Origin of the sequence: Pseudomonas sp. Cab53 (assembly GCF_018325965.1) — a bacterium.
Classification (GTDB): Bacteria; Pseudomonadota; Gammaproteobacteria; order Pseudomonadales; family Pseudomonadaceae; genus Aquipseudomonas; species Aquipseudomonas chlororaphis_E.
Window position 1 is genome coordinate 5,079,393 of sequence record NZ_AP021902.1, and the last position, 21,777, is coordinate 5,101,169.

The following is a 21,777-nucleotide window of genomic DNA, read 5'->3' on the forward strand; positions in this document are numbered from 1 at the left end:
AGCCTTGGAGCATAAAAAAAGGCGCGAGTTCAACTCGCGCCTTTTCGGTCGTGACGGACGGGGACAAGCCTTATGGGCGGTCGTCCACTTCCGTTTCGGTGGCCGCTGGAGGAATCAGGTCCTCGGTGCTCAGGTTCAGCCAGATCAGCACCACGTTGGCGATGTAGATCGACGAATAGGTACCCGCCAGTACACCGACGAACAGCGCGATGGAGAAACCAAACAGGTTATCGCCACCAAAGAACAACAGCGCAGCAATCGCCAGCAAGGTGGAGATCGACGTCGCCATGGTCCGCAGCAGGGTCTGGGTGGTCGAGATGTTGATGTTCTCGATCAAGGAGGCCTTGCGCAGCACGCGGAAGTTCTCACGCACCCGGTCGAACACCACGATGGTGTCGTTGAGCGAGTAACCGATGATCGCCAGCACCGCCGCCAGCACCGTCAGGTCGAAGGTGATCTGGAAGAACGACAGGATGCCCACGGTCACGATCACGTCGTGGATCAGCGAGACGATGGCGCCCACCGCGAACTTCCACTGAAAGCGGAAGGCCAGGTAGATCAGGATGCCACCCAGCGCCATCAGCATGCCGAGGCCGCCCTGGTCGCGCAGCTCTTCACCCACCTGCGGGCCGACGAACTCGACGCGCTTGACCTGCGCCGGGTTGTCGCCACCGGCCTTCTGCAAGGCTTCGGCAACCTGATGACCCAGTTGCGGGTCTTCGCCCGGCATGCGCACCAGCAGGTCGGTGGTCGCACCGAAGCTCTGCACGATGGCTTCGCCGTAGCCCGAGGTCGCCAGTTGCTCACGCACCTTGGTGACGTCGGCCGGACGCTCGTAGGTCAGCTCGATGAGCGTACCGCCAGTGAAGTCCAGGCCGTAGTTCAGGCCCTTGGTGGCCCAGCTGAACAACGCCAGTACGGTAAGAAACAATGTGACGCCGAACGCAACGTTGCGAACGCCCATGAAGTTGATTGTACGTAACATGGCAGCCCCTTAAATCCACAACTTCTTGAAGTCACGACCGCCAAAGATCAGGTTGACCATTGCGCGGGTCACCATGATGGCCGTGAACATCGAGGTAAAGATCCCGAGGGACATGGTCACTGCGAAGCCCTTGACCGGGCCAGTGCCCATGGCGAAGAGAATCCCGCCGACCAGCAACGTGGTCAGGTTGGCGTCGAGAATAGCGGTGAATGCCCGGCCGAAGCCTTCGTTGATTGCCCGCTGGATCGACATGCCCGCGGCGATCTCTTCACGTATCCGCGAGAAGATCAGCACGTTGGCGTCCACCGCCATGCCCATGGTCAATACGATACCGGCGATGCCCGGCAGGGTCAGCGTAGCCCCCAGCAGCGACATCAGGGCCAACAGCATCACCATGTTCACCGCCAGCGCGACCGTGGCAATGATGCCGAAGAAGCGGTAGATGGCGATGATGAACAGCGACACGAACAGCATGCCCCACAGCGAGGCGTCGATACCCTTGGTGATGTTGTCGGCACCCAGGCTCGGGCCGATGGTGCGCTCTTCAGCGAAGTACATCGGCGCGGCCAGGCCACCGGCACGCAGCAGCAGGGCCAGTTCCGAGGCCTCACCCTGGCCGTTCAGGCCGGTGATGCGGAATTGGCTGCCCAGCGGCGACTGGATGGTCGCCAGGCTGATGATCTTCTTCTCTTCCTTGAAGGCCTGCACGGCGACGTCTTTCTCGACGCCGTTTACCACTTGCTTGGTGTAGGTGGTGATCGGCTTCTGCTCGATGAAGATCACCGCCATGCTACGGCCGACGTTGCTGCGCGTGGCGCGGCTCATCAGTTCGCCACCGTGGCCGTCGAGGTGGATGTTCACCTGCGGACGACCGTGCTCGTCGAAGCTCGCCTTGGCGTCGGTCACCTGGTCACCGGTGATGATCAGGCCACGCTCGATCTGCGCCGGTGGACGGTTGCCCTCGCGGAACTCGAAGCTCTCGGAAGTGGCCTTGGACGCGCCCGGCTCGGCACCGAGGCGGAATTCCAGGTTGGCGGTCTTGCCGAGGATACGCTTGGCTTCGGCGGTGTCCTGCACGCCCGGCAGCTCGACCACGATGCGGTTGGCGCCCTGGCGCTGCACGATCGGCTCGGCTACACCCAGCTCGTTGACCCGGTTACGCACGGTGGTCAAGTTCTGCTTGATGGAGTATTCGCGGATTTCCGCCAGCTTGGCCGGGGTCATCGCCAGACGCAGCACCGCCTGACCATTGAGGTCGGCCGGTACGATGTCGAAATCGTTGAAGGTCTTGCGGATCAGTGCACGGGCCTGCTCGCGGGTATCTTCATCGCTGAAGCCCAGCTGAATGGCACCGTTGAACGCTGGCAGGCTGCGATAGCGCACGCGCTCCTTACGCAACAGGCTCTTGACGTCGCCTTCGTAGACTTTCATCCGCGCGTCGAGGGCTTTTTCCATGTCCACTTCCAGCAGGAAGTGCACACCGCCGGACAAGTCCAGACCCAGCTTCATGGGGTGCGCGCCGAGTTTGCGCAGCCATTGCGGGGTGGTCTGGGCCAGGTTCAGGGCTACGACGTAATCATCGCCGAGCGCCTTGCGCACCACGTCCTTGGCCGGCAATTGATCTTCGGCCTTGACCAGGCGCAACAGGCCGCCCTTGCCACCGCTGGCAACCGACGAAGCCTTGACCTCGATACCGGAAGCCTTGAGCGCTTCGCTCGCACGATCCAGATCCGCCTGGGTGACCTGCAGGGCCGTGCTTGCGCCACTGACCTGAATGGCCGGGTCATCCGGGTAGAGATTGGGAGCGGAATAAATCAGACCGATCGCCAGCACCGCCAGGATCAGTACATATTTCCACAGAGGGTATTTGTTCAGCATCACGCCGCCCGCTTATGACGCGGGGCGCCTTGCGCGCCCCGTCGATTGAAGAGAAGTTTGAAACCTTAGATCGCTTTCAGCGTGCCTTTTGGCAGCGTGGCCGCGATAGCGCCCTTCTGGAACTTCATTTCAACAGTGTCGGACACTTCCAGTACCACGAAATCATCCGCCACTTTGGTGATCTTGCCAGCGATACCGCCGGTGGTGACCACTTCGTCGCCCTTCTGCAAGCTGCCGAGCAGGTTCTTCTGCTCTTTGGCGCGCTTGGCCTGTGGACGCCAGATCATCAGGTAGAAGATAACCAGGAAGCCGACCAGGAAAATCCACTCGAAACCGCCACCCATAGGCGCGGCTGCGGGAGCAGCGGCATCAGCCATGGCGTTAGAGATAAAAAAGCTCATTTAGCACTCCAGTTGCAAGTATTGAATCTTAGGATCGGAAAACTCAGTCCAAGGGCGGAACAGGCAACCCGCGCTTGGCATAGAAGGCCTCGACAAAGGCGGCCAATGTACCCTGTTGAATAGCCTCGCGCAAACCAGCCATAAGCACCTGGTAATGGCGCAAATTGTGGATCGTATTCAGCATGCTACCGAGCATTTCGCCGCACTTGTCCAAATGATGCAGATAAGCGCGGGAGAAGTTCTGGCACGTGTAGCAGTCGCAGGTCGGATCCAGCGGCGAATCATCATGGCGATGAAACGCGTTACGGATCTTCAGCACACCCGTGTCGACGAACAGATGCCCATTGCGGGCATTACGGGTTGGCATCACGCAATCGAACATGTCCACCCCGCGGCGCACACCCTCAACCAGATCTTCCGGTTTGCCAACGCCCATAAGGTAACGAGGTTTGTCAGCGGGCATCTGGCCCGGCAGGTAATCGAGCACCTTGATCATTTCGTGCTTGGGTTCGCCCACCGACAGCCCGCCGATGGCCAGGCCGTCGAAGCCGATCTTGTCGAGGCCTTCGAGCGAACGCATGCGCAGGTCCTGGTGCATGCCGCCCTGGACGATGCCGAACAGCGCCGCCGTGTTGTCGCCATGGGCGTTCTTGGAGCGCTGGGCCCAGCGCAACGACAGCTCCATGGACACCCGCGCAACGTCTTCATCGGCCGGGTACGGCGTGCATTCGTCGAAGATCATCACGATGTCCGAGCCCAGGTCGCGCTGCACCTGCATGGATTCTTCCGGGCCCATGAACACCTTGGAACCGTCCACCGGCGAGGCGAAGGTCACGCCCTCCTCCTTGATCTTGCGCATGGCGCCCAGGCTGAACACCTGGAAGCCGCCGGAGTCGGTCAGGATCGGGCCTTTCCACTGCATGAAATCGTGCAGATCGCCGTGGGCCTTGATCACTTCCATGCCCGGGCGCAGCCACAGGTGGAAGGTGTTACCGAGGATGATTTCAGCGCCAATCGCCTCGATGTCGCGCGGCAGCATGCCCTTGACCGTGCCATAGGTGCCCACGGGCATGAACGCCGGGGTTTCCACCGTGCCACGAGGGAAGGTCAGACGACCGCGACGTGCCTTGCCATCGGTGGCCAGCAACTCGAAGGACATGCGACAGGTGCGACTCATACGGTTTCCTCGGGCCCGCGGGGCGCGGGGTTACGGGTGATGAACATCGCATCACCGTAGCTGAAAAAGCGGTAACCCTGCTCGACGGCGGCCTTGTAGGCGGCCATGGCTTCGGGATAACCGGCGAACGCCGAAACCAGCATCAACAGCGTGGATTCGGGCAAATGAAAATTGGTGACCAAGGCATCGACCACATGGAACGGCCGGCCCGGGTAGATGAAGATGTCGGTGTCGCCACTGAACGGCTTGAGCACGCCATCGCGGGCGGCGCTTTCCAGGGAACGCACACTGGTGGTGCCCACCGCTACCACCCGGCCACCGCGGGCGCGACAGGCCGCCACGGCGTCGACCACATCCTGGCTCACTTCGAGCCATTCGCTGTGCATGTGGTGGTCTTCGATGCGCTCCACCCGCACCGGCTGGAATGTGCCGGCGCCGACGTGCAGTGTCACGAACGTGGTCTCGACGCCCTTGGCGGCAATCGCCTCCAGCAACGGCTGGTCGAAATGCAGCCCCGCCGTCGGCGCCGCCACCGCCCCCAGGCGCTCGGCGTACACGGTCTGGTAGCGCTCGCGGTCCGAACCTTCGTCGGGGCGATCTATATAAGGAGGCAACGGCATGTGCCCGACGCGGTCGAGCAGCGGCAGCACTTCTTCGGCGAACGCCAGCTCGAACAACGCGTCATGCCGCGCCACCATCACCGCCTCGCCGCCACCGTCGATCAGGATCGACGAACCCGGCTTGGGCGACTTGCTGGAGCGCACATGGGCCAGCACCCGGTGACTGTCGAGCACCCGCTCCACCAGAATCTCCAGCTTGCCGCCGGAGGCTTTCTGGCCAAACAACCGTGCCGGAATCACCCGGGTATTGTTGAACACCATCAAGTCGCCTGGGCGCAAATGCTCAAGCAAATCAGTGAATTGACGGTGAGCCATGGCTCCGCTGACCCCATCCAGGGTCAACAGTCGACTGGCGCGACGCTCGGCCAGGGGGTGGCGAGCGATCAGCGAATCCGGGAGTTCGAAGGTAAAGTCAGCAACACGCATGATGGGGTTCGTCTAGCAGGGCCGGAAAGTCTAGCGGAAATATCGAAAATTGACCATGAAACGTGATTGACCAACGGTAGGCACCTCTCTATACTTCGCCGCCATTGAGCCCTGATGGCGGAATTGGTAGACGCGGCGGATTCAAAATCCGTTTTCGAAAGGAGTGGGAGTTCGAGTCTCCCTCGGGGCACCATCTTAAAGAAAGACCTTGAAATTCAAGGTCTTTTTTTTCGTCTGCAGGAAAGTGCTTAGGTCATGGCTAATCACTCCTTTGTGGCGAGGGGATTCATCCCCGCTGGGCCGCAAAGCGGCCCCAACCACCAAACCTCTGGCAAGGAAGAATCTGTGGCAGTAGGAACCTGTGGCGAGGGAGCTTGCTCCCGCTTGAGCGCAAAGCGCTCACAACAATGTCACACCCCCATTGATGCTCCGCCGTGCGACACCCCGTTAACCCACCGCTGACAAAGGACGCCACCCCATGGAACTGCTGCTGGAAACGGTCGCTCTTTACTCGCTGAAGCTGGCTTATGAGACGGAGGGGCATAGTCCGATTTTGCGGGATGATCCATTGATGGGCGGGTGTGATCGGGAAGTGTTTGGGTTGCTAGTGCGGCGGGAGGATGTGGCTGGGATCCAGGAGAAGATCCAGCAGAGCCTGGCGTTGGCACTGGAGGCCGTTGGAGGTGCCGATACGGTGCTCGGCACCGAACTGCAGCGGCTGACTGCAGAACTCCACGCAGCACAAACAGCCGAACAGCTTAGGGCACCGCTCAGTGCGCTTAAGGGCTATCTGAAAGATATTCTATAAACCCCCCACGTTCAGCGTGAGGATGCATCCAGCGACGCTTCGTCCCCTCCTGCATCCCCTGCGCATCGGCACTTTTCAGGCTTCCATCCCAGTAGCCAAAAGTGCCCTCTGCTCCTGTAAGTGCTTGCGGAACCGGATGGCATAGTCCTCTGCAACGGCCGCCTGAATGCTGGGACGGCCGGCCAGCGCGCGACGCCAGTCAGCCATCCGATGCAATCCATCGAACAACTGATGTTCGGGCTCGAAACCCAATATGTCGAAGTAACGAAAGACGGGAGCCATGGCGATATCGACCAGGCTGAACCTCTCGCCGGCGAAATAAGGTCCGCCGGATATTTCACCGTTGAATCGTTCCAGCTTGGCTCTCAACGCGGCAGATTTGCCAAGGGCTGTCTGCTGGTCGGTGGCGTTCAAAAATCCCCATGCGTCCGCCAATGCAGCAGAGGCGAATTCGACCCATGCACGGTGTTGTGCTCGGACCCACGCACTTGATGGATGCAATGCGGGTTCCGGGTAGATCTCCTCCAGGTATTCACAGATGGCGACGCTCTCGAATAGAACGGATTCGCCTTCATTACTGACAGGAACCTTGAGCAGTGGAACCTTACCGGCTGGGGATATCGCCAAGAACCAGTCCGGCCTGTCGCGAAGGTCTATATCAATCCGTTCAAAGGCAAGGCCTTTTTCCAGTAACACGATGGCCACTCGCTGGACGAATGGGCACAAAGGATGGCTGACAAGTGTGAATGGTGACATTGGAATAGGCCCATCGAAAAAATAGAAGCCCGCCGCCCGAAAGAGGACGGGCCGTATGAAAGCCACGCCGATGAGAAAGCCTGAGTTGCATTCAGCTTTCAATAAAAGGCAGGAGGCGTTGGCAACTAGAGCGAACGACCACCGTCGACGATGAGTTCCGAGCCAACCGTCCACCGCGACTCGTCCGACGCCAGGTACAGCACGGCCTTGGCCACTTCCTCGGGCGTACCGAACCGGCCAAATGGAATGGTCGCGGCGATATCTTGGTTGACCTGTTCACGGTAGGCATCGGGGATACCGAGTTTGTCGTAAAGCGGCGTATCGATCGGGCCGGGGCTGACCGCATTGACACGAATACCACGCGGGAGAAGTTCGCTAGAAAGCGTCTTCGACATGTTCAGGAATGCAGCCTTGGTCGCGCCATAAACCGATGAACGCGCGTCACCGAGGTGCGCACTCACCGACGTATTGAGCACCACCGACGCAGGGTTCGCGAAGATCGGTAGCAATGCCTGGATCAGGAAGTACGGCCCTTTGACGTTAATGTCGAAAGAGCGATCGAACATTTCTTCCGTCCACTCTTCGATCGGCAGCCAAACGGATACGCCTGCATTGAGAAAGGCAACATCGAGTTGGCCATAGTGAGCCTGAACGGCCTGCGCCAGTTCCTTCTGCGCATCGATGCTGGCTGAGTCAGCACGCAGTACCAATACTTCGCTTCCCAGTTCCGCCTGGGCCTTTGCAATGGACACCGGATTGACGCCAGTAACAATCACGCGGGCACCTTCGGCGAGGAACTGCTTGGCCGTTTCCAGGCCAATGCCGCTGGTGCCGCCGGTGATGAGAGTACGCTTGCCTTGCAATCGGGACATGTCAGTTTCCTTTACGGTTTTTCACGGTCAGCCGATGGACTGACCTGCCTGAGGGAAACTATGTATTCATACCTGCGCATTGATAAGATGACCTATTCGAATACATTTCATGCCTAAATTGCATGAATGAGAGGCCTGAATGGATCGACTGCTGTTGATGACCTGCTTTGTTCGCGCTGTCGAGACAGGAAGCTTCTCGGCTGCGGGGCGTGACCTGGGGCTGGGGCAACCCAACGTCAGCCGCTATGTGGCGGCGCTGGAAGATCATCTGCAAACCAGGCTGCTTCACCGATCCACACGCAAGCTTGCCCTCACCCCCGAGGGAGAACGCTACTACGCAGATGTCCGGCGCATTCTCGACGCCGTGGAAGAGTCGGAATCGTCCCTCAGGGAAAACACCACCCCGTCTGGATTGTTGCGAGTCGCCTGCCCGACCGCGCTAGCCCACGCATTCGTGGTGCCCCATGTAGCCCGCTTCCTGGCTCGCTATCCCGAGTTGACGCTCGACCTGCAGATCAGTGATCGGTACGTGAATCTGGTCGACGAAGGGGCTGAACTGGCGATACGCATCGGGCACCTGGAAGACAGCGCAATGCGCGCCCGGCCCCTGGGCTGGTTCGAGCGCGTGTGCGTCGCCAGCAACGAGTACCTGGCCAAACACGGAAGCCCCACAACCCCCAATGACCTGAGAACGCACGAGTGCCTGATCTATACCTTGCTGTCGACAGGCACCACATGGCGCTTCCGGGATATCGATGTTCCCGTCTCCGGCAGGCTCCGGGTCAGTTCACCTGAGGCCATACGCGAGTGCGTAAACGCGGGGCTGGGGATCGCACAGGGGCCTGAATGGCTTTACGAGGAGGGGCTGAACAATGGCAATCTGCGGGTGTTGCTGAAGGAGCACGCAGCGCCAGCTGTTCCTGTTCAGATCATCTACGTTGCCGACCGGCTTCTTCCCAGGAGGGCTGTTGTTTTTATGGATTTTATTGCTGAGGTGTTTGCGAAGAGTTCTGCGTTTAGGGATCGGCCTGGGGGGTGTAGTTGCACTGGGTGGGTTTGGTAACAAGGAGACGGACCAGTTCAACCATAGCCATGGGAAATAAATACGTCCCCTTGTTTTGCTGTCCCCTTTTTTTGCTATTGCCCGAAATGTCCGGAAACCAGCATAACGAGGGAAGCATCAAGGCTGATGGCAAAACTGCCGACTCTGCGGACCCCGCCAGGCAGATCGTGACCTTTACAATCAACATGACCATGATGAGTGGCACAAAGCCATCGCCAACGCAGTGAGTTTCTGGTATCTATTTGGATCCAATTAGGAGGCCTTACATGGATACCGCTTTTTGCACCTTAAACAGAACTGAATACACTGGCCCCCAATTTGCTGCGCTTCCCGATGCGCAACGAGCCCAGTACCGTCGTTATCTCGTTTGTGTCAAATGTGAAACCACTGCCTATTTCCGTAAGGAAGCCAAGAGTGGTCAAGGTCCGTGTTTTGGGGCAAGGCCGCACGCTAATTGCCCACTGGCAACACCGGAGTCTGTCCGGGGCGTTGGTGGTGGCGGCGAACAGGATATATTGCACAACCCTGGCACTCGGATCGTCATCGACGAGGCTCAGGGGGGCGGACCGGTTGTTAATGGCGAGCCTGGCGGCAGGGGGGAGCAGGAAGCAGCGGTGGACGGTTCACTGGGACAGGCTCTCGTCAGAACGCCGTTTCGCATCGTAGACTTCGTCCTTTGCTCAAAAATCTGATTTACTCCGTCGCCTTCCGCACCTCAGATATTTATGTAGAGTTGCCAGGACGAGGTGCCTGGCCAGCGCGTGATTTGTTCGTTAATTTTTCCGACGTCAGCAAATGCCGATCACAGACGCTCTATGGTTTTTGGGGGGTGATATATGATACCGGCACTGGCTATGACGACTCCTTATGGATAAATACTGGCGATCGTGAAGTTGTCAGCATTGTGATTGATCCAGACTCCGTTCAACCTTTCTTGACCCGTCACAAAATTGCGATCGGCGAGTTGGATGGCTCGCATATATTAGTGTTTGGCACCATCTCAAAGTCTGGTAATGGCAAGCAATACATCAAACCTGCAAGCATAGAGCTGACAGCATTGAACGATGACTGATTTGGAACTTCGCCTCGCCTAGATGCGAGGCAATAGCCGAGCTAGGATTAAATCTAAATCACCCTGAAATATACCGCGCGCACGGTTCGCTGCACCGTGCGCCTCCATAGACGCAGACCTTATGAAAAGAGGACATATGAAGAGGTATGGAAAAGGGACGAATTAACTTTCAGCCACAAAGAAGTAGATGCGTTCCTTTTATCCTTGGGTTGGATACTCCGGCATGTACAAAATCCATCCGACGCTGAAAAGACTATCGACTTCAAAGGCATACGACAAGCCGCTTGGGGTCGATAGCACCCTATAGCCCTACCACCAAGTTTAAGCACTCATAACTGAGCATAGGTGGTGTAAAAATCATCGAGGGCTTGGCTTACTTTGTATTGAAGCATCAACGATGCAGATAACTTCACCATCACTTCGAATAGAACGTGCCCTGATTGGATTTCACATTGCCCAACACAACGCCCGGCATATTCGCCAGGCTCGTATGCGTAGATAGTGTAGAAAACCCTGCCAGACTCTCAATTCAGCCCTGCCGTGATACGATTTACAAGGTTCTCCGGAGCTGCGGGATCTGGAAGTGAAAACTCCAAAACGTCATCGAACGGAATGAACATAGCCGAGGCGGACATCACAAAAAGACTTGCGATGTCCAACGCCTCCTCAACCTCTTTAAGGTCAGGCGTTGCGTACTCGTGTTCAAGAATATTCCGCATATCGACGACTTTGCGCAGCAGTCTCGGTGCCAATAGGCCAAGCGCCCGGAGTCGCTCGATTTTCTTCGGCACGTTCCATCTAAGTGAGGGATAACCAAACGAGATCAGCAACTGATCAAGCTGACCGACGATGGCACGTTTTACATTAGTCGTGGCATTGACAAGAGCCGCTAAACCGCCCCGGTCAAAATCATCCTCTGCTAAGGTCAAAAACTCGATTGGTGAGGTCTTGAGCTCCATCATTCCAAAATCACCACCTCCCGATGCTACCGCACATTTGCTCATATCAAATCCATGAGCGAGGCAAAACTCTTTGATATCCATCTCACACCTCTTCGATTTGGCGGCTAGCACAACAGTAAATAGCGTACCAGCGACACAGAAAAAATGGGACGGCCAAAGAAAATAATTCCGTCCCCTTTTCCACTGAAGCCGCTTGGCTTCCATAGCTGTTCCCTATCCAACAATTCGACTGAACCGACAGGTTCAACGATGCCGCTGCCCTTATTAAACTGGTCCGAAAAGCAGCTTCGGCCGAAAGCAAAATAAATAGCTCATAAACACACGACCACCCCAGCTCTTAACCCTCAAATTTTATCAAACTCAGAGATAAGGAATCAAAGTCTCAATTTTACACCAATATATTTAGAGTCACTTGCGAGTGATCAAATGATAATGTTAAACCACCAGACATTGACAAATTTTATACCCTCGAACTGCATTTAAACCGCAAAAGGACATCACATGAGGATCGAAGATGAATAAAAAAACAAACTATTTCTGGCTACCCGAAAAGGAAGTAAATACCCCCTAAAATGCCATCAACTGGACAATGGTGGAAAAATTGAATTAAATAAACGGGGTAATAAAAATTATTACGCTACAAACGCAAGCTACAAGATTTTAGGTAATCAATAGCGCTACATTCTCTGTGAATCGGATAGTAATCACCATTGCGACCGATCCGTCCTTGTTCCGTAATATCTCTCTGGACCTTACAAGCGAAGGGCCTATTGCTCTCGACCTAGCAGCATTACTCTCTCAAATGCCCCCATGCAGCCGGAGGCAATAGTTAGGTCAAGGTCGTCAGGGTAAGCTTCCGAGATCATCAAGATTCAAAAGTCTCTTCCAGTCGACTCCCAATCTACCGAAACCGTAGTAATGACCTCCGCGCTGTGTAGCATCAACCGCGAACTGTTCAAGTTCAGTTTTGCCATTCACTTTGAGAACTTGCTTCAGGTTCTCAAAATACGGCGCTGAAGCGGACCTAATAAAAATTTCAAAAGCGCCTGGAAAGTGGCCTAAGTACACGAGAGTTTTAGGCCACCAATGTCCACGGTGAATCTCACATCGTGTAAACAAAAGGAAATCCGTTTGCATTAGAATGGAAAAGTCTATGCCACTAGTACTATTTAACTCCTTAGTAAGATCTGCGCTTAGCGATAACCTGTTAAGGTTAAGACGACTATTCCTCTGATTTAACGCGCCAACATCCTTATAAAAGCACTCGTAGCCGGAAAGGTACGCTACCGAGCGACGTGAGTTAACGTAATAAGATCTATCCAACAATTGAGCCACTATAAAAAATTTACCATATTTCAGACAAATGGTTATAGCATACAAAAATATCTCATGAATAATGAACTTATAGTTATCAAAATCCGTTTCCCTCCAAACATTTAGGTGCTCAGGCGCTTCTTGATATTTCAAAATACTCTCTAAAAACTTGTGAAGAAAATCCGCAGCGCCTTGTTGATCCAAATAACGTACCGCACTTGTAATCACTTGCAGCAATTCGTTCCTACACGAAACAAACTCTGTAATATTTTCAACAACTTGTTCATCAAACAGCACTTCACTATTCGGCTTAATTCGGATACGTTCCAAATTCTCCGAATACACCATCAGGTACTCTTCTAACGCAGCACCAGCGATATTTTTCCCCTCTTTAATTGAGGTTATGGCTCTGCGAGCCAATGGAGCAGTACCTAAATTTATGGCAACTTCTTTATTAAGAAAATCGGGTTTTTTCCCTAACTTCGGCCGCTGATACTGAGGCTGTCCATAGATACATCGAATCAGCTCTTCGAATCCTTCAGAATAGGTTTCTGGACTGCTAAGATCAATGTACAGTCGAGAATGATAGAAAATGGGCGTATACGCTTTACCTTCTTCGTCCTTTTCCGCGATAACCGCGATAAATCTCTCTTGGTCGACTTGCTCATACACCTTCTTAGAAATAATTTGAGTCTCTGTCCCTACCCCACCTCGCCGCTCATCGGCCTTTTCCGAATAGTTCTTATCTGAAATTATTAAAACCTTATCAATAGTCTTATCGGTTACCATTGACTCCATAAAGGCAACAGCATCTCCCCCAGGTCTCAGATCCCATTTATCAAGTTTAACCTCTACTCCTGAAGCCATAAGATTTTCTGCAAGATCCAGAACCCAACGTTCATGAGAAGGACTTGACCAGCTATATGAAATAAAAACTTTAGGCTCTTTCAAAATCTAATCTCTCAAGTGTCTATCCATTAGAAAAAAATCATCTCCTGACGACTTTATAAAGATTTTCCAATCCTGGCAATCTCAAAAAACACGACTGTTTGGCGACTGATGCAAAACCCTTTGCGTTGATCCGTAAACTTGTTGATATTAACACGCAGGCCAGCTTCGCACGTGTAATACCTACATAATGAAGATTCAGGTCCTGTTCTATATCAGGATAATAGACTTCCTTGGGGTTCCCTATAAGCTCTTGATAGGGCAGGCTCCACTCTACCAGATCCAGGTGAATAACTACGTCAAACTCCAGTCCTTTAGACTTATGAAGAGTCATGCATTGAATCTGATGATCTCCAGAAGGATGGTATTGAGATAAAAGCTCTGGGTCCCCAATGACATGTGCCAATGCAGCTTTTTCAGCTTCACTACCATCACTCCCGTAGAAGCTTTTAGCTGCTTGAAGAAGGTCTAGCACAAGATCCTCAGGCGGCACTTCTCGGATGCGACGCACCATTAATCGAAGCTTTTTTAGTCGATCCCGACTGCCTTCTAAGTTCAATGCATAAGCGACGATCAAGTCGTTCGCCTGCTGTGTCATATCAAAGCGATACGACAACAATGCACGCCAAAGCAGAGAGTTTTTTGACTCAATAAGAGCTAGTGCATCATCAGAATAAATCATGCATGGCAACGTGAGCTTTTCACGAAGACGCTTTAGCCCTTTATTATTTCTGGCGAGCACTGCCACTTTGGAGTAGTTAATCACCGCAAACTTTTTAACCAGTTGCGGTATGATAATGTTTAGCTTTGATGCAGCGTCGAATTCATCGCCCTCTACTTCGCATCGATAGATAGTTATCTCGTCAGCTTCCAGCAAAGCACAAGTCGGGTCATATAGTCTGTTGGCATAATTAGATATAGATGGATGACAACGATGATTCTTACTAACCGTCATATGATTAAAATTGGGCGACGCAATAAGCTCGCGTATAAATTTAGGACTACCGTCGCGCCAGCCATAAATTGACTGCTGCACATCACCAACACATACGCCTTGAAGCCCACACTCTAGTAATGAAACAAACAACTCGTGTTGTATAGCAGAAGAGTCTTGATATTCATCAATATAGACAGTTGCATATCGCGCCCTAATATACCGCCGGCAGGCCTCAGACGAGTTCAAGATATAATTCGCTAGATAGGAGATTGATTCAAAAAACAGACACCCCATCCCCAAAAGCTGCTCAAATGCAGGAAGGTAGGACTCAAAGTTTCCGGAACACAGCCTTCCTTCAACCTCAGCAACTGATTCAATCAGTTTCTGTTCTTCAGAGCTAAGATCTCCCTTGAATTTGGGCTCCAGGTTTGGCAACGATACAGGAAACACATGACTTGCAAATGGGAATATAATTTCGGAAAGGCAGAAAGCGTCAATTGTTCCAAAAAAACTTGCCGCAACATCTTTACCCCCCTGTTTACAACGCTGCTCCAATTCTTTACTTGCCTTGCGCGTAAAGGTGATTGCTAGGACTCCTTGGTATCGCTTTAGTCCGTCCAACTCATTCCGGATTTTCTCAGCCATGACGGTTGTTTTACCGCTACCTGGGCAGGCCGTAATTACCAAGTTACCTGTAAACTCAATTGCCGCAAGTTGCTCATCTGTTAGTTTCATGGTCAGGCATCCATTGCTTCAGCTACGCAATACAGCAATGGACGAGCTAAATCGCCTCCGCCAATATTTTTCAAAGCCGAAGAGTACTCCTTGAGATATGCTCGCATTCTGATAGCTTTTTTAGCCTGTAAAAAAGTCACAGCTTCGGCTACTGTTTTCTTTTTCGCATACGCCTTCATTTCGCTGGGCATCTCATCAGCCAGATCATTTTCTAGATCAATCTTTGAAATGAACACACCCTTGGCATTAGTAATTTTACTAATGTTAGCCCACAGTCCTGAGGTAATAAGGTCACGTTGAGATGTGCCGGCTTTCATGTGAGGCAAACTGGGTTTGCCAGCCAACCGCAACGATCTATTTAAACCATCCAAACGCCTTTGAGGCACTTTGTTCACTTTAATATCAGAGACGTCATTATCCGTTCTAACTGTCCATGGTATTTCCATAGCATCCAAGATCCTGGCATACACTTTGAAACTTATGCCATCCACTGACAGGATTGAGATATTAAAAAAATCAAGATCAAGATCAAGTGCTGTTGCCAGCTTATGGTAAAACAATTGTTCCGATGGACCTTCGACGAGCAGAACGCTTTTTGCAAAAAAGGCTTCTGCCGGCAAAATACTCATGCGGTACCCAAAGTCCTCCCATGCTGCGCTAACGCATTTTGAACATCCTCCACTAGCTGCAACACTTCTCCCCTTTTTCACTTTAATATTCACTATAGACTCTGGTGAGAATCGAGCAGCTATTTGAGGCGAGTGCGTTGTAATCAGTACCTGCCCAGGTAGTTCGTTAATCAGGTAATCGGCAAGCTTGCGCTGTTGGTGGGGGTGCAAGTGCGCTTCAGGCTCTTCAACACAGTAAAATACTACCTCACTGTCAGGATCAAACTCTCTCTCACTTTTTGCCTTCCAAAGAGCAAGTAAAATTTGATTATTTCGTCCATCTCCGCCAAGAGACACCTTAGAGCCAGAAGTGGCAGCTCCAAGTTTGAGATTATCGATAAACTGCTGCGTTTCGATTGCTCCCGAGTCCAAATGAACAGTATAAGAAGAAAGATCATAGGAAAGCTTTAACAACTCCTCGTTAACCGCAGCCGTGGCATACTTTACATAATTTAAACTACGAACCTTTTCATTCAATTTATTTAAGTCGCGCTCAATTAGCTTTAATTGTTTTCGATCTTCTACTGCGTCACCAGCCTCCAATTCCTCTTGTGATATTTTTAAAAGCTGCTTTTTCTCAAGCGCAATAAACCGATCTAGATCACGCTTTGACTTAACATACCGCAAATTAAGGTACTTTAAATAAAACCTACTGTTAACTTCATTTAGTAAATCCGCCGAGCCCCCACAATATAACGCATAGCTTAGATCCGCCTTATCTGCAACATAACGCAGCAGACATTCCCCCTCATCACTAACGTTCCCTTTTAGTACAGAAAGTACCGCATCCTCCACAATTCCTGTAAAAAAAATGTCAATGCAAATTTTGCTGGCTTGTTTTCCATTTTCGTCAAAATGAAAATCGGATGGAAGAGGCTCCAACTCAAGCTCAGGTAAAGTTTTATCAAGGAGCAGTCTAATTGCGTTAATTAAATTAGTTTTGCCACTATCATTCCCTCCGATTATCAAGGTGCTCTTGTTAAATTTTATTGTGGCCTTGTGATAGTTCCTATAGCCAGATATTTGTACGCTTTGAATTTCCATCACTAGTCCTTGTGTAGAATGAGGGCAAGGTTTTCGACAGCTCACGGGGCCATTACATTGATAGCACCAGTATCGCATGCAGATTTGATAGCTACCACTCAGAGCAGAGTAATCACACCCGTGCCCTCCTAATCGGTTGCCCTCCGAGCAGTTAGACCGTCACAGCGAGCCGTTAAGGAGGGCCGTTTTTAATCGAAGAGGTGAGTTCACGCCGCACCGCTTTAACGATATCGCCAATCGAACACTCCTCTCGAAGCGTAACACTAAGAACTTCTGTAACACTCGATACGCCTTCGTGACCCGCGTGATGTAACGAAAAATAAGCCATTTAAAAACATAAGCTTAGAGACGCCTGTTACATGTGTAACCTCCGTAACACCGCTTTAGCGGCCTCCCCTATCCCCTAGCATGGGATGCCGTCAGCGGGCGAAGTTCTGTGTGTTCTTGAGGAGGGTCATCGATCATCGCAACTGCCAGGAACCTTGACGATACCGAGAGGGCTGGGATCGGAGATCCGCAGGACCGCGAGTGTAGGAATGTCCAAATTGGTGAACAGATCACCCGTCGAGCAACGATTCACCAGAGCGGTTGCTCAAGGCTATTGGATATTTGCCGGGACCCTAGGCATCCTGAGGAATACGGGGCAAAGAACCCGCAGCATCTTGTTAGCGACTGAGTTTTCTACGTCGGTTGACAGGTTGACATGGTTGACCGGGTTCAACCGTTCGCTATCAACAACACAACTGCTCACCTTTATCGTTGCGGTGACGATCCCCTTTTTTCGTCAGGATCCTTTCAATTTCAACGTTGAAATTTCAGTAAGCTGCAATCTCTGTCGCTACCTAGATCTCGCGGGTTTCCGACCCCGTACCGAGAGAAATGCCTCAGGGTCCCCAGCAGCATTTCAGATCCGTGCCTCTCCAACGAGCCGCATACATTGGCAGAAGGCGAAAGGTCCTTTGTGATATCCCTTCAACCTAATGCACCGCGTCGCTTTCTGTCAGGATAGATGCACAGCACATCGTCCCTGGCTGCCGAGACTGAACATGCCACCCAGCCCAGAATCAAACCTTGCATTTCGTACAGGCTCAATCACAACCGCTTTCCCGTCTGATCTTCCGTTCAGACCTGAGGGCCTGCGCCCAATATTAGGGAACACCAGCCAAGCCACACATCCAGGCATTGAAGCAGAGTAGGTGGCAAGGATTTAATCATTCCCTATCGAATTCATCACGAGGGCAATGAGCGGGGATGTTCACAGCTGAATGGGCTTCAAAGCGTCATGTACTCCTGCATCCTGACTAGGCATCACGATGGTCATGTCCGACAACGTCAGCTACGGCAAATTCTCTCTGTGCCCCAGCCTTGGGTTGTCCCGTTCGTTGTGCAGCTAACCGGCGAGTACGTAATCGAAATACTCAATACCTGCGACGCTCACCTGCAAGCGCTCGATCCGGACCTGTACGGAGCATTCATCAGGGGCAACCCAGAGTACTTCAAAGCCCTACAGGATCGGATGATCAGTTACTGGGATTGCTACTACCGACACCTGTATAGGCACAGGCAAGACTATGTGGGGTTTCGGTTATTCGAGCACTTTCGTAAACTCGCAAAGGGATAGAAGGTTAGCCAGCGCACGTCAGCGTGTATCCCTACCTGTATCCCTAAACGTAAAAACCGTCTACAAGGCACGGCTTATATGGCATACACGAGTCTCCCTCGGGCACAAAAAAGGCCTTGCCAAGCAAGACCTTTTTCCAACCTGGGCGGCGCAGCTCCTCCGCCCTACCTCACCTCAACAATATCCAAAGCCCGATTCGCCAACAGCTCACTCACCTCAATCACCTGCAAGATCCCCAACGCAACCCGCCGCCTCGATCCATCCAGATCAAACGCCAAATCACTGATCATCGCATTCGCCGAAGCCAAATTCTCACTGAGATTCGCAAGCAAACACTCAGAATCAACCCCCGGATCAATCCGAAAAATAGAGTCGGTCTTGTCAGACGTTTCGCCCTTAGGCTTGGGTTTCAGGTAGTAATCCAACGCTCGCGTGGCCGCGTCGTCGAGCTTTTTGTTGCGGGCAGACTGTGCCCGGGATGTGGGTTCGTTTGAATCTGTAACTGGAGGGTTCGGTGTAACTTTGACCATGGTCTTAACTCTCTGATTGAGGCCACGACCCGTTCGCTGCTAAACGAATTGGGAGGCAGCTGTACGCAGGTTAGCAGACCGACGAGTTAAGAAATCGGCGCGCCCGAGGGCGCCCTGCGCACAGCCACCATCAAGTGCAGGGGTGGGGACTCCTGACTGATGACGCGTTGTGCGACTTAACTCGGCGAGCTGCTAAACCCGATCACTGACCATCAGTGACAGGCCCAAAACTACCGACGCAACCCCAGGCGCACAAGCCGGCGGATTCTGGCGTAGTTGTAGGCAAAGGCGCAAGACGCTGTGGCTTGGCGAGCTTTCGTCGCGGGTGTCTGTCGGTCTTTACTGACAGGACGCCACTCGACTGGTCCGAGCAGGTGCCCGATGCCGTTCGGCGCTTATAGGAGGGGGCTGCTGCGCAGCCCAGCGGGAGCAAGCTCCCTCGCCACGTTGTTTACCAATGACATTGCAATCGAAGCCGCTAGGCGCCCTCGCCCTTCTCCGACGACTCATCGCTGTGCACCACCACCAGCAACTGTGCCTGAACATCCCCCACCGAACGCAGCCGATGGGGCTTCTGCGCATTGAAATGCAGGGCATCCCCACGGTTCAGCAGCACGCGCTCGTTCATGAAATCCACTTCCACCTGGCCTTCGTGCACGAACAGGAATTCTTCCCCTGTGTGCTCCTTGAAGGCGTGATGCGCGGTGAACTCGGCCGCCGGGTAGAGGATGAAGGGCAGCAGGCTGCGCTCGGACACCTGGTGGGCCAAGACCGCGTATTCGGAGCTGCCGCTGCTCGCCGCGAGGGATTGGCGGTCTTCGCTGCGCACCAGGCTGTAGCTGTCGAGGGAGACGTTTTCTTCGGAGAACAGCTCCTCGACTTTCACGCTCAGCGCCTTGGCGAGCTTGAGCGCGGTGGCGATGGAGGGCGTGCTCAAGCCTCGCTCCACCTTGGACAGGTAGCTCTTGGTCATCCCGGTTTTTTCGGCCAGGACGTCCAGTGTCATGCCGAGTTTTTTCCTGAGCAATTTCAAGCGAATGGACATAGGTAACCAACATTTCCAGAGAAACGGACAATCTGCGATTGCAAATGACACTTTGTGTCATATAGTCTATTTAGTGTCATTAGCACCTTCCCTTCACAGCTTCCATGACGCGGATCAAGAACGCTCAAAGAACGAATCAGGAGAACGGATATGAGCAAGACACTGGCAACGCCCAAGGACCAGTTGGTCCAGCATGCTGTTAACCAGATGCAGAAATCACTGCCGGATAATACGTGGACTGTACGACAAAAGCTGGCCCTGACCTGCCGCATCCTGTTCGAGAACGGCCACGACTCAGGGCTGGCCGGGCAGATTACCGCGCGCGGGCCGCAGCCGGGCACCTACTACACCCAACAACTGGGCTTGGGCTTCGACGAAATCACCGCCGGCAACCTGCTGCTGATCAATGAAGACCTGGAGGTGCTGGAAGGCCACGGCATGCCCAACCCGGCCAACCGCTTCCATACCTGGGTCTACCGTGCTCGGCCGGACGTGAACTGCATCATCCACACCCACCCGACCCACATCGCCGCGCTGTCGATGCTGGAAGTGCCGCTGCAGATTTCCCACATGGACCTCTGCCCGCTGTACGAAGACTGTGCGTTCCTGGAAGGCTGGCCGGGCGTGCCGGTGGGCAATGAGGAAGGCGAATTGATCGCCGGTGCCCTGGGTGACAAGCGCGCCATCCTGCTTTCCCACCACGGCCAGTTGTCCACCGGTGCCACCGTAGAGGAAGCCTGCAACATCGCCCAGTTGATCGAGCGCGCCGCGAAGTTGCAATTGCTGGCCATGGCCGCCGGCGAAGTGAAACCGATCCTGCCGCACCTGGGCCGCGAAGCCCACGACTGGATCGCCCGACCGAAGCGCCACGCGGCCGCCTTCGACTACTACGTCCGGCAGAACCTGCGCCAACACGCCGATTGCCTGAACTGACCCTATTAGGAGCCTCGCCATGTCTACCCCCAATATCCACGGCATCATCGGTTACACCATCACGCCCTTCTCCGCCGACGGCCAGGGCTTGGACCTGGACGCGCTGGGCCAGTCCATCGATCGCCTGATCGACAGCGGCGTCCACGCCATCGCGCCCTTGGGCAGCACGGGCGAAGGCGCCTACCTGAGCGACGCCGAGTGGGACCAGGTCGCCGAGTTCAGCATCGCCCGCGTCGCCGGCCGGGTGCCGACGGTGGTCAGCGTGTCGGACCTGACCACCGCCAAGGCGGTGCGCCGCGCGCGTTTTGCCCAGGCGAAGGGCGCCGATGTGGTGATGGTGTTGCCGGCTTCGTACTGGAAATTGAGCGAGGCGGAAATCCTCGCCCATTACAAAACCATCGGCGCCAGCATCGACCTGCCCATCATGCTTTATAACAACCCGGCCACCAGCGGCATCGACATGTCGGTGGAACTGATCCTGCGGATTTTCAACGCGGTGGAGAACGTCACCCTGGTCAAGGAGAGCACTGGCGACATCCAGCGCATGCACAAGCTGCAAGTGCTGGGCGAAGGCCAGGTGCCGTTCTATAACGGTTGCAATCCGCTGGCGCTGGAAGCCTTTGCCGCCGGCGCCAAGGGCTGGTGCACGGCCGCGCCGAACCTGATCCCGCAGCTCAACCTCGACCTGTACGCTGCCGTGCTGGCCAATGACCTGAGCCAGGCCCGGGCGTTGTTCTATCGTCAATTGCCACTGCTGGACTTCATCCTCAAGGGCGGTTTGCCCGCCACCATCAAGGCCGGTTTGCGTACGCTTGGCCTGGAGGTTGGCGATCCGCGTCTGCCGGTTTTTCCACTGGATGACGCCCGTAACGAGCAACTGCAGGCGATGTTGAAACAATTGCTCTGATTCACGAAGGGCGCTGAGTTCTAATCTTGCGACGGACAGGTGGCGTCCCAACCTGTCCGGTCGCTCCATTGGGGG

Annotated in this window: 19 protein-coding genes and 1 tRNA gene; 7 read left to right on the forward strand and 13 right to left on the reverse strand. The window is 53.9% G+C overall.

The window, feature by feature from the left end; genetic code table 11:
* Positions 1–70 precede the first annotated feature (70 nt).
* The 5 genes from secF to queA all read right to left on the reverse strand — a co-directional run bounded on the left by secF (position 71) and on the right by queA (position 5,487).
* Entirely contained in the window at positions 71–985 is a 915-nt protein-coding gene (gene secF, locus KI241_RS22225; protein ID WP_042728004.1) for a protein translocase subunit SecF, read from the reverse strand.
* Positions 986–994: 9 nt separating this feature from the next.
* A complete protein-coding gene (gene secD / locus KI241_RS22230; RefSeq protein ID WP_042728005.1) occupies positions 995–2,863 on the reverse strand; it encodes a protein translocase subunit SecD in 1,869 nt (622 codons plus the stop codon).
* A 65-nt stretch (positions 2,864–2,928) separates the two neighbouring features.
* Complete coding sequence (gene yajC / locus KI241_RS22235) at positions 2,929–3,264, reverse strand: preprotein translocase subunit YajC (RefSeq protein ID WP_024777037.1); 336 nt, start codon at positions 3,262–3,264, stop codon at positions 2,929–2,931.
* 43 nt (positions 3,265–3,307) lie between these two features.
* A complete protein-coding gene (gene tgt / locus KI241_RS22240; protein WP_161796089.1) occupies positions 3,308–4,423 on the reverse strand; it encodes a tRNA guanosine(34) transglycosylase Tgt in 1,116 nt (371 codons plus the stop codon).
* A gap of 14 nt (positions 4,424–4,437) precedes the next feature.
* Positions 4,438–5,487 carry a tRNA preQ1(34) S-adenosylmethionine ribosyltransferase-isomerase QueA gene (gene queA / locus KI241_RS22245; RefSeq protein ID WP_159284984.1) on the reverse strand — a complete coding sequence of 350 codons (1,050 nt, stop codon included), beginning with the start codon at positions 5,485–5,487 and terminating at the stop codon, positions 4,438–4,440.
* A gap of 108 nt (positions 5,488–5,595) precedes the next feature.
* On the opposite strand from queA, the gene KI241_RS22250 reads away from it, so the two are divergent.
* Together KI241_RS22250 and KI241_RS22255 are read left to right on the forward strand one after the other, a co-directional pair.
* Positions 5,596–5,680 (forward strand) — tRNA-Leu (locus KI241_RS22250).
* A gap of 285 nt (positions 5,681–5,965) precedes the next feature.
* A complete protein-coding gene (locus KI241_RS22255) occupies positions 5,966–6,295 on the forward strand; it encodes a hypothetical protein (protein WP_212802998.1) in 330 nt (109 codons plus the stop codon).
* A gap of 75 nt (positions 6,296–6,370) precedes the next feature.
* Here the strand turns inward: KI241_RS22255 and KI241_RS22260 are convergent, their stop codons facing one another.
* Positions 6,371–7,051: a glutathione S-transferase family protein gene (locus KI241_RS22260; protein ID WP_042728021.1), complete on the reverse strand. Its 681-nt coding sequence runs from the start codon at positions 7,049–7,051 to the stop codon at positions 6,371–6,373.
* Positions 7,052–7,176: 125 nt separating this feature from the next.
* Positions 7,177–7,923, reverse strand: coding sequence for an SDR family oxidoreductase (locus KI241_RS22265; protein WP_212802999.1), 747 nt, complete (start codon positions 7,921–7,923; stop codon positions 7,177–7,179).
* Positions 7,924–8,062: 139 nt separating this feature from the next.
* Here KI241_RS22265 and KI241_RS22270 point away from each other — a divergent pair, with 139 nt between their 5' ends.
* The 3 genes from KI241_RS22270 (at position 8,063) to KI241_RS22280 (ending at position 10,058) form a co-directional block, all read left to right on the forward strand.
* The gene (locus tag KI241_RS22270; protein ID WP_212803000.1) at positions 8,063–8,986 is read left to right on the forward strand and encodes a LysR family transcriptional regulator; all 924 of its coding nucleotides are present in this window, start codon (positions 8,063–8,065) and stop codon (positions 8,984–8,986) included.
* A 266-nt stretch (positions 8,987–9,252) separates the two neighbouring features.
* A complete protein-coding gene (locus KI241_RS22275) occupies positions 9,253–9,678 on the forward strand; it encodes a hypothetical protein (RefSeq protein WP_212803001.1) in 426 nt (141 codons plus the stop codon).
* Complete coding sequence (locus tag KI241_RS22280; protein WP_212803002.1) at positions 9,663–10,058, forward strand: hypothetical protein; 396 nt, start codon at positions 9,663–9,665, stop codon at positions 10,056–10,058. Before KI241_RS22275 ends, KI241_RS22280 begins: the two co-directional genes overlap by 16 nt.
* Before the next feature lie 524 nt (positions 10,059–10,582).
* Here the strand turns inward: KI241_RS22280 and KI241_RS22285 are convergent.
* The 6 genes from KI241_RS22285 to KI241_RS22310 form a co-directional block, all read right to left on the reverse strand.
* Positions 10,583–11,101: a hypothetical protein gene (locus KI241_RS22285; RefSeq protein WP_244868240.1), complete on the reverse strand. Its 519-nt coding sequence runs from the start codon at positions 11,099–11,101 to the stop codon at positions 10,583–10,585.
* A 762-nt stretch (positions 11,102–11,863) separates the two neighbouring features.
* The gene (locus KI241_RS22290) at positions 11,864–13,285 is read right to left on the reverse strand and encodes an SEFIR domain-containing protein (RefSeq protein ID WP_212803003.1); all 1,422 of its coding nucleotides are present in this window, start codon (positions 13,283–13,285) and stop codon (positions 11,864–11,866) included.
* Positions 13,286–13,322: 37 nt separating this feature from the next.
* Positions 13,323–14,954: an ATP-dependent helicase gene (locus KI241_RS22295; RefSeq protein ID WP_212803004.1), complete on the reverse strand. Its 1,632-nt coding sequence runs from the start codon at positions 14,952–14,954 to the stop codon at positions 13,323–13,325.
* Between the two features lie 2 nt (positions 14,955–14,956).
* The gene (locus tag KI241_RS22300) at positions 14,957–16,666 is read right to left on the reverse strand and encodes an AAA family ATPase (protein ID WP_212803005.1); all 1,710 of its coding nucleotides are present in this window, start codon (positions 16,664–16,666) and stop codon (positions 14,957–14,959) included.
* A gap of 1,785 nt (positions 16,667–18,451) precedes the next feature.
* The gene (locus KI241_RS22305) at positions 18,452–18,817 is read right to left on the reverse strand and encodes a DUF6124 family protein (protein WP_212803006.1); all 366 of its coding nucleotides are present in this window, start codon (positions 18,815–18,817) and stop codon (positions 18,452–18,454) included.
* Between the two features lie 478 nt (positions 18,818–19,295).
* Entirely contained in the window at positions 19,296–19,862 is a 567-nt protein-coding gene (locus tag KI241_RS22310) for an XRE family transcriptional regulator (protein WP_063322864.1), read from the reverse strand.
* Positions 19,863–20,012: 150 nt separating this feature from the next.
* Between KI241_RS22310 and KI241_RS22315 the strand changes: the two genes are divergently transcribed.
* Together KI241_RS22315 and KI241_RS22320 are read left to right on the forward strand one after the other, a co-directional pair.
* Positions 20,013–20,795 carry an aldolase gene (locus tag KI241_RS22315; RefSeq protein ID WP_212803007.1) on the forward strand — a complete coding sequence of 261 codons (783 nt, stop codon included), beginning with the start codon at positions 20,013–20,015 and terminating at the stop codon, positions 20,793–20,795.
* Between the two features lie 19 nt (positions 20,796–20,814).
* Positions 20,815–21,702, forward strand: a complete 888-nt coding sequence (locus KI241_RS22320) for a dihydrodipicolinate synthase family protein (RefSeq protein WP_212803008.1) — start codon at positions 20,815–20,817, stop codon at positions 21,700–21,702.
* Positions 21,703–21,777 lie beyond the last annotated feature (75 nt).

Excerpts from the sequence above, each read along its gene's own strand:
- queA (WP_159284984.1), bottom strand. The coding sequence starts at position 5,487 with ATGCGTGTTGCTGACTTTACCTTCGAACTCCCGGATTCGCTGATCGCT.
- KI241_RS22265 (WP_212802999.1), bottom strand. The coding sequence starts at position 7,923 with ATGTCCCGATTGCAAGGCAAGCGTACTCTCATCACCGGCGGCACCAGC.
- KI241_RS22300 (WP_212803005.1), bottom strand. The coding sequence starts at position 16,666 with ATGGAAATTCAAAGCGTACAAATATCTGGCTATAGGAACTATCACAAG.
- yajC (WP_024777037.1), bottom strand. The coding sequence starts at position 3,264 with ATGAGCTTTTTTATCTCTAACGCCATGGCTGATGCCGCTGCTCCCGCA.
- tgt (WP_161796089.1), bottom strand. The coding sequence starts at position 4,423 with ATGTCCTTCGAGTTGCTGGCCACCGATGGCAAGGCACGTCGCGGTCGT.
- KI241_RS22260 (WP_042728021.1), bottom strand. The coding sequence starts at position 7,051 with ATGTCACCATTCACACTTGTCAGCCATCCTTTGTGCCCATTCGTCCAG.
- KI241_RS22320 (WP_212803008.1), top strand. The coding sequence starts at position 20,815 with ATGTCTACCCCCAATATCCACGGCATCATCGGTTACACCATCACGCCC.
- KI241_RS22295 (WP_212803004.1), bottom strand. The coding sequence starts at position 14,954 with ATGAAACTAACAGATGAGCAACTTGCGGCAATTGAGTTTACAGGTAAC.
- KI241_RS22270 (WP_212803000.1), top strand. The coding sequence starts at position 8,063 with ATGGATCGACTGCTGTTGATGACCTGCTTTGTTCGCGCTGTCGAGACA.
- KI241_RS22315 (WP_212803007.1), top strand. The coding sequence starts at position 20,013 with ATGAGCAAGACACTGGCAACGCCCAAGGACCAGTTGGTCCAGCATGCT.
- KI241_RS22310 (WP_063322864.1), bottom strand. The coding sequence starts at position 19,862 with ATGTCCATTCGCTTGAAATTGCTCAGGAAAAAACTCGGCATGACACTG.
- secF (WP_042728004.1), bottom strand. The coding sequence starts at position 985 with ATGTTACGTACAATCAACTTCATGGGCGTTCGCAACGTTGCGTTCGGC.
- KI241_RS22285 (WP_244868240.1), bottom strand. The coding sequence starts at position 11,101 with ATGGATATCAAAGAGTTTTGCCTCGCTCATGGATTTGATATGAGCAAA.
- secD (WP_042728005.1), bottom strand. The coding sequence starts at position 2,863 with ATGCTGAACAAATACCCTCTGTGGAAATATGTACTGATCCTGGCGGTG.
- KI241_RS22275 (WP_212803001.1), top strand. The coding sequence starts at position 9,253 with ATGGATACCGCTTTTTGCACCTTAAACAGAACTGAATACACTGGCCCC.
- KI241_RS22255 (WP_212802998.1), top strand. The coding sequence starts at position 5,966 with ATGGAACTGCTGCTGGAAACGGTCGCTCTTTACTCGCTGAAGCTGGCT.
- KI241_RS22305 (WP_212803006.1), bottom strand. The coding sequence starts at position 18,817 with ATGGTCAAAGTTACACCGAACCCTCCAGTTACAGATTCAAACGAACCC.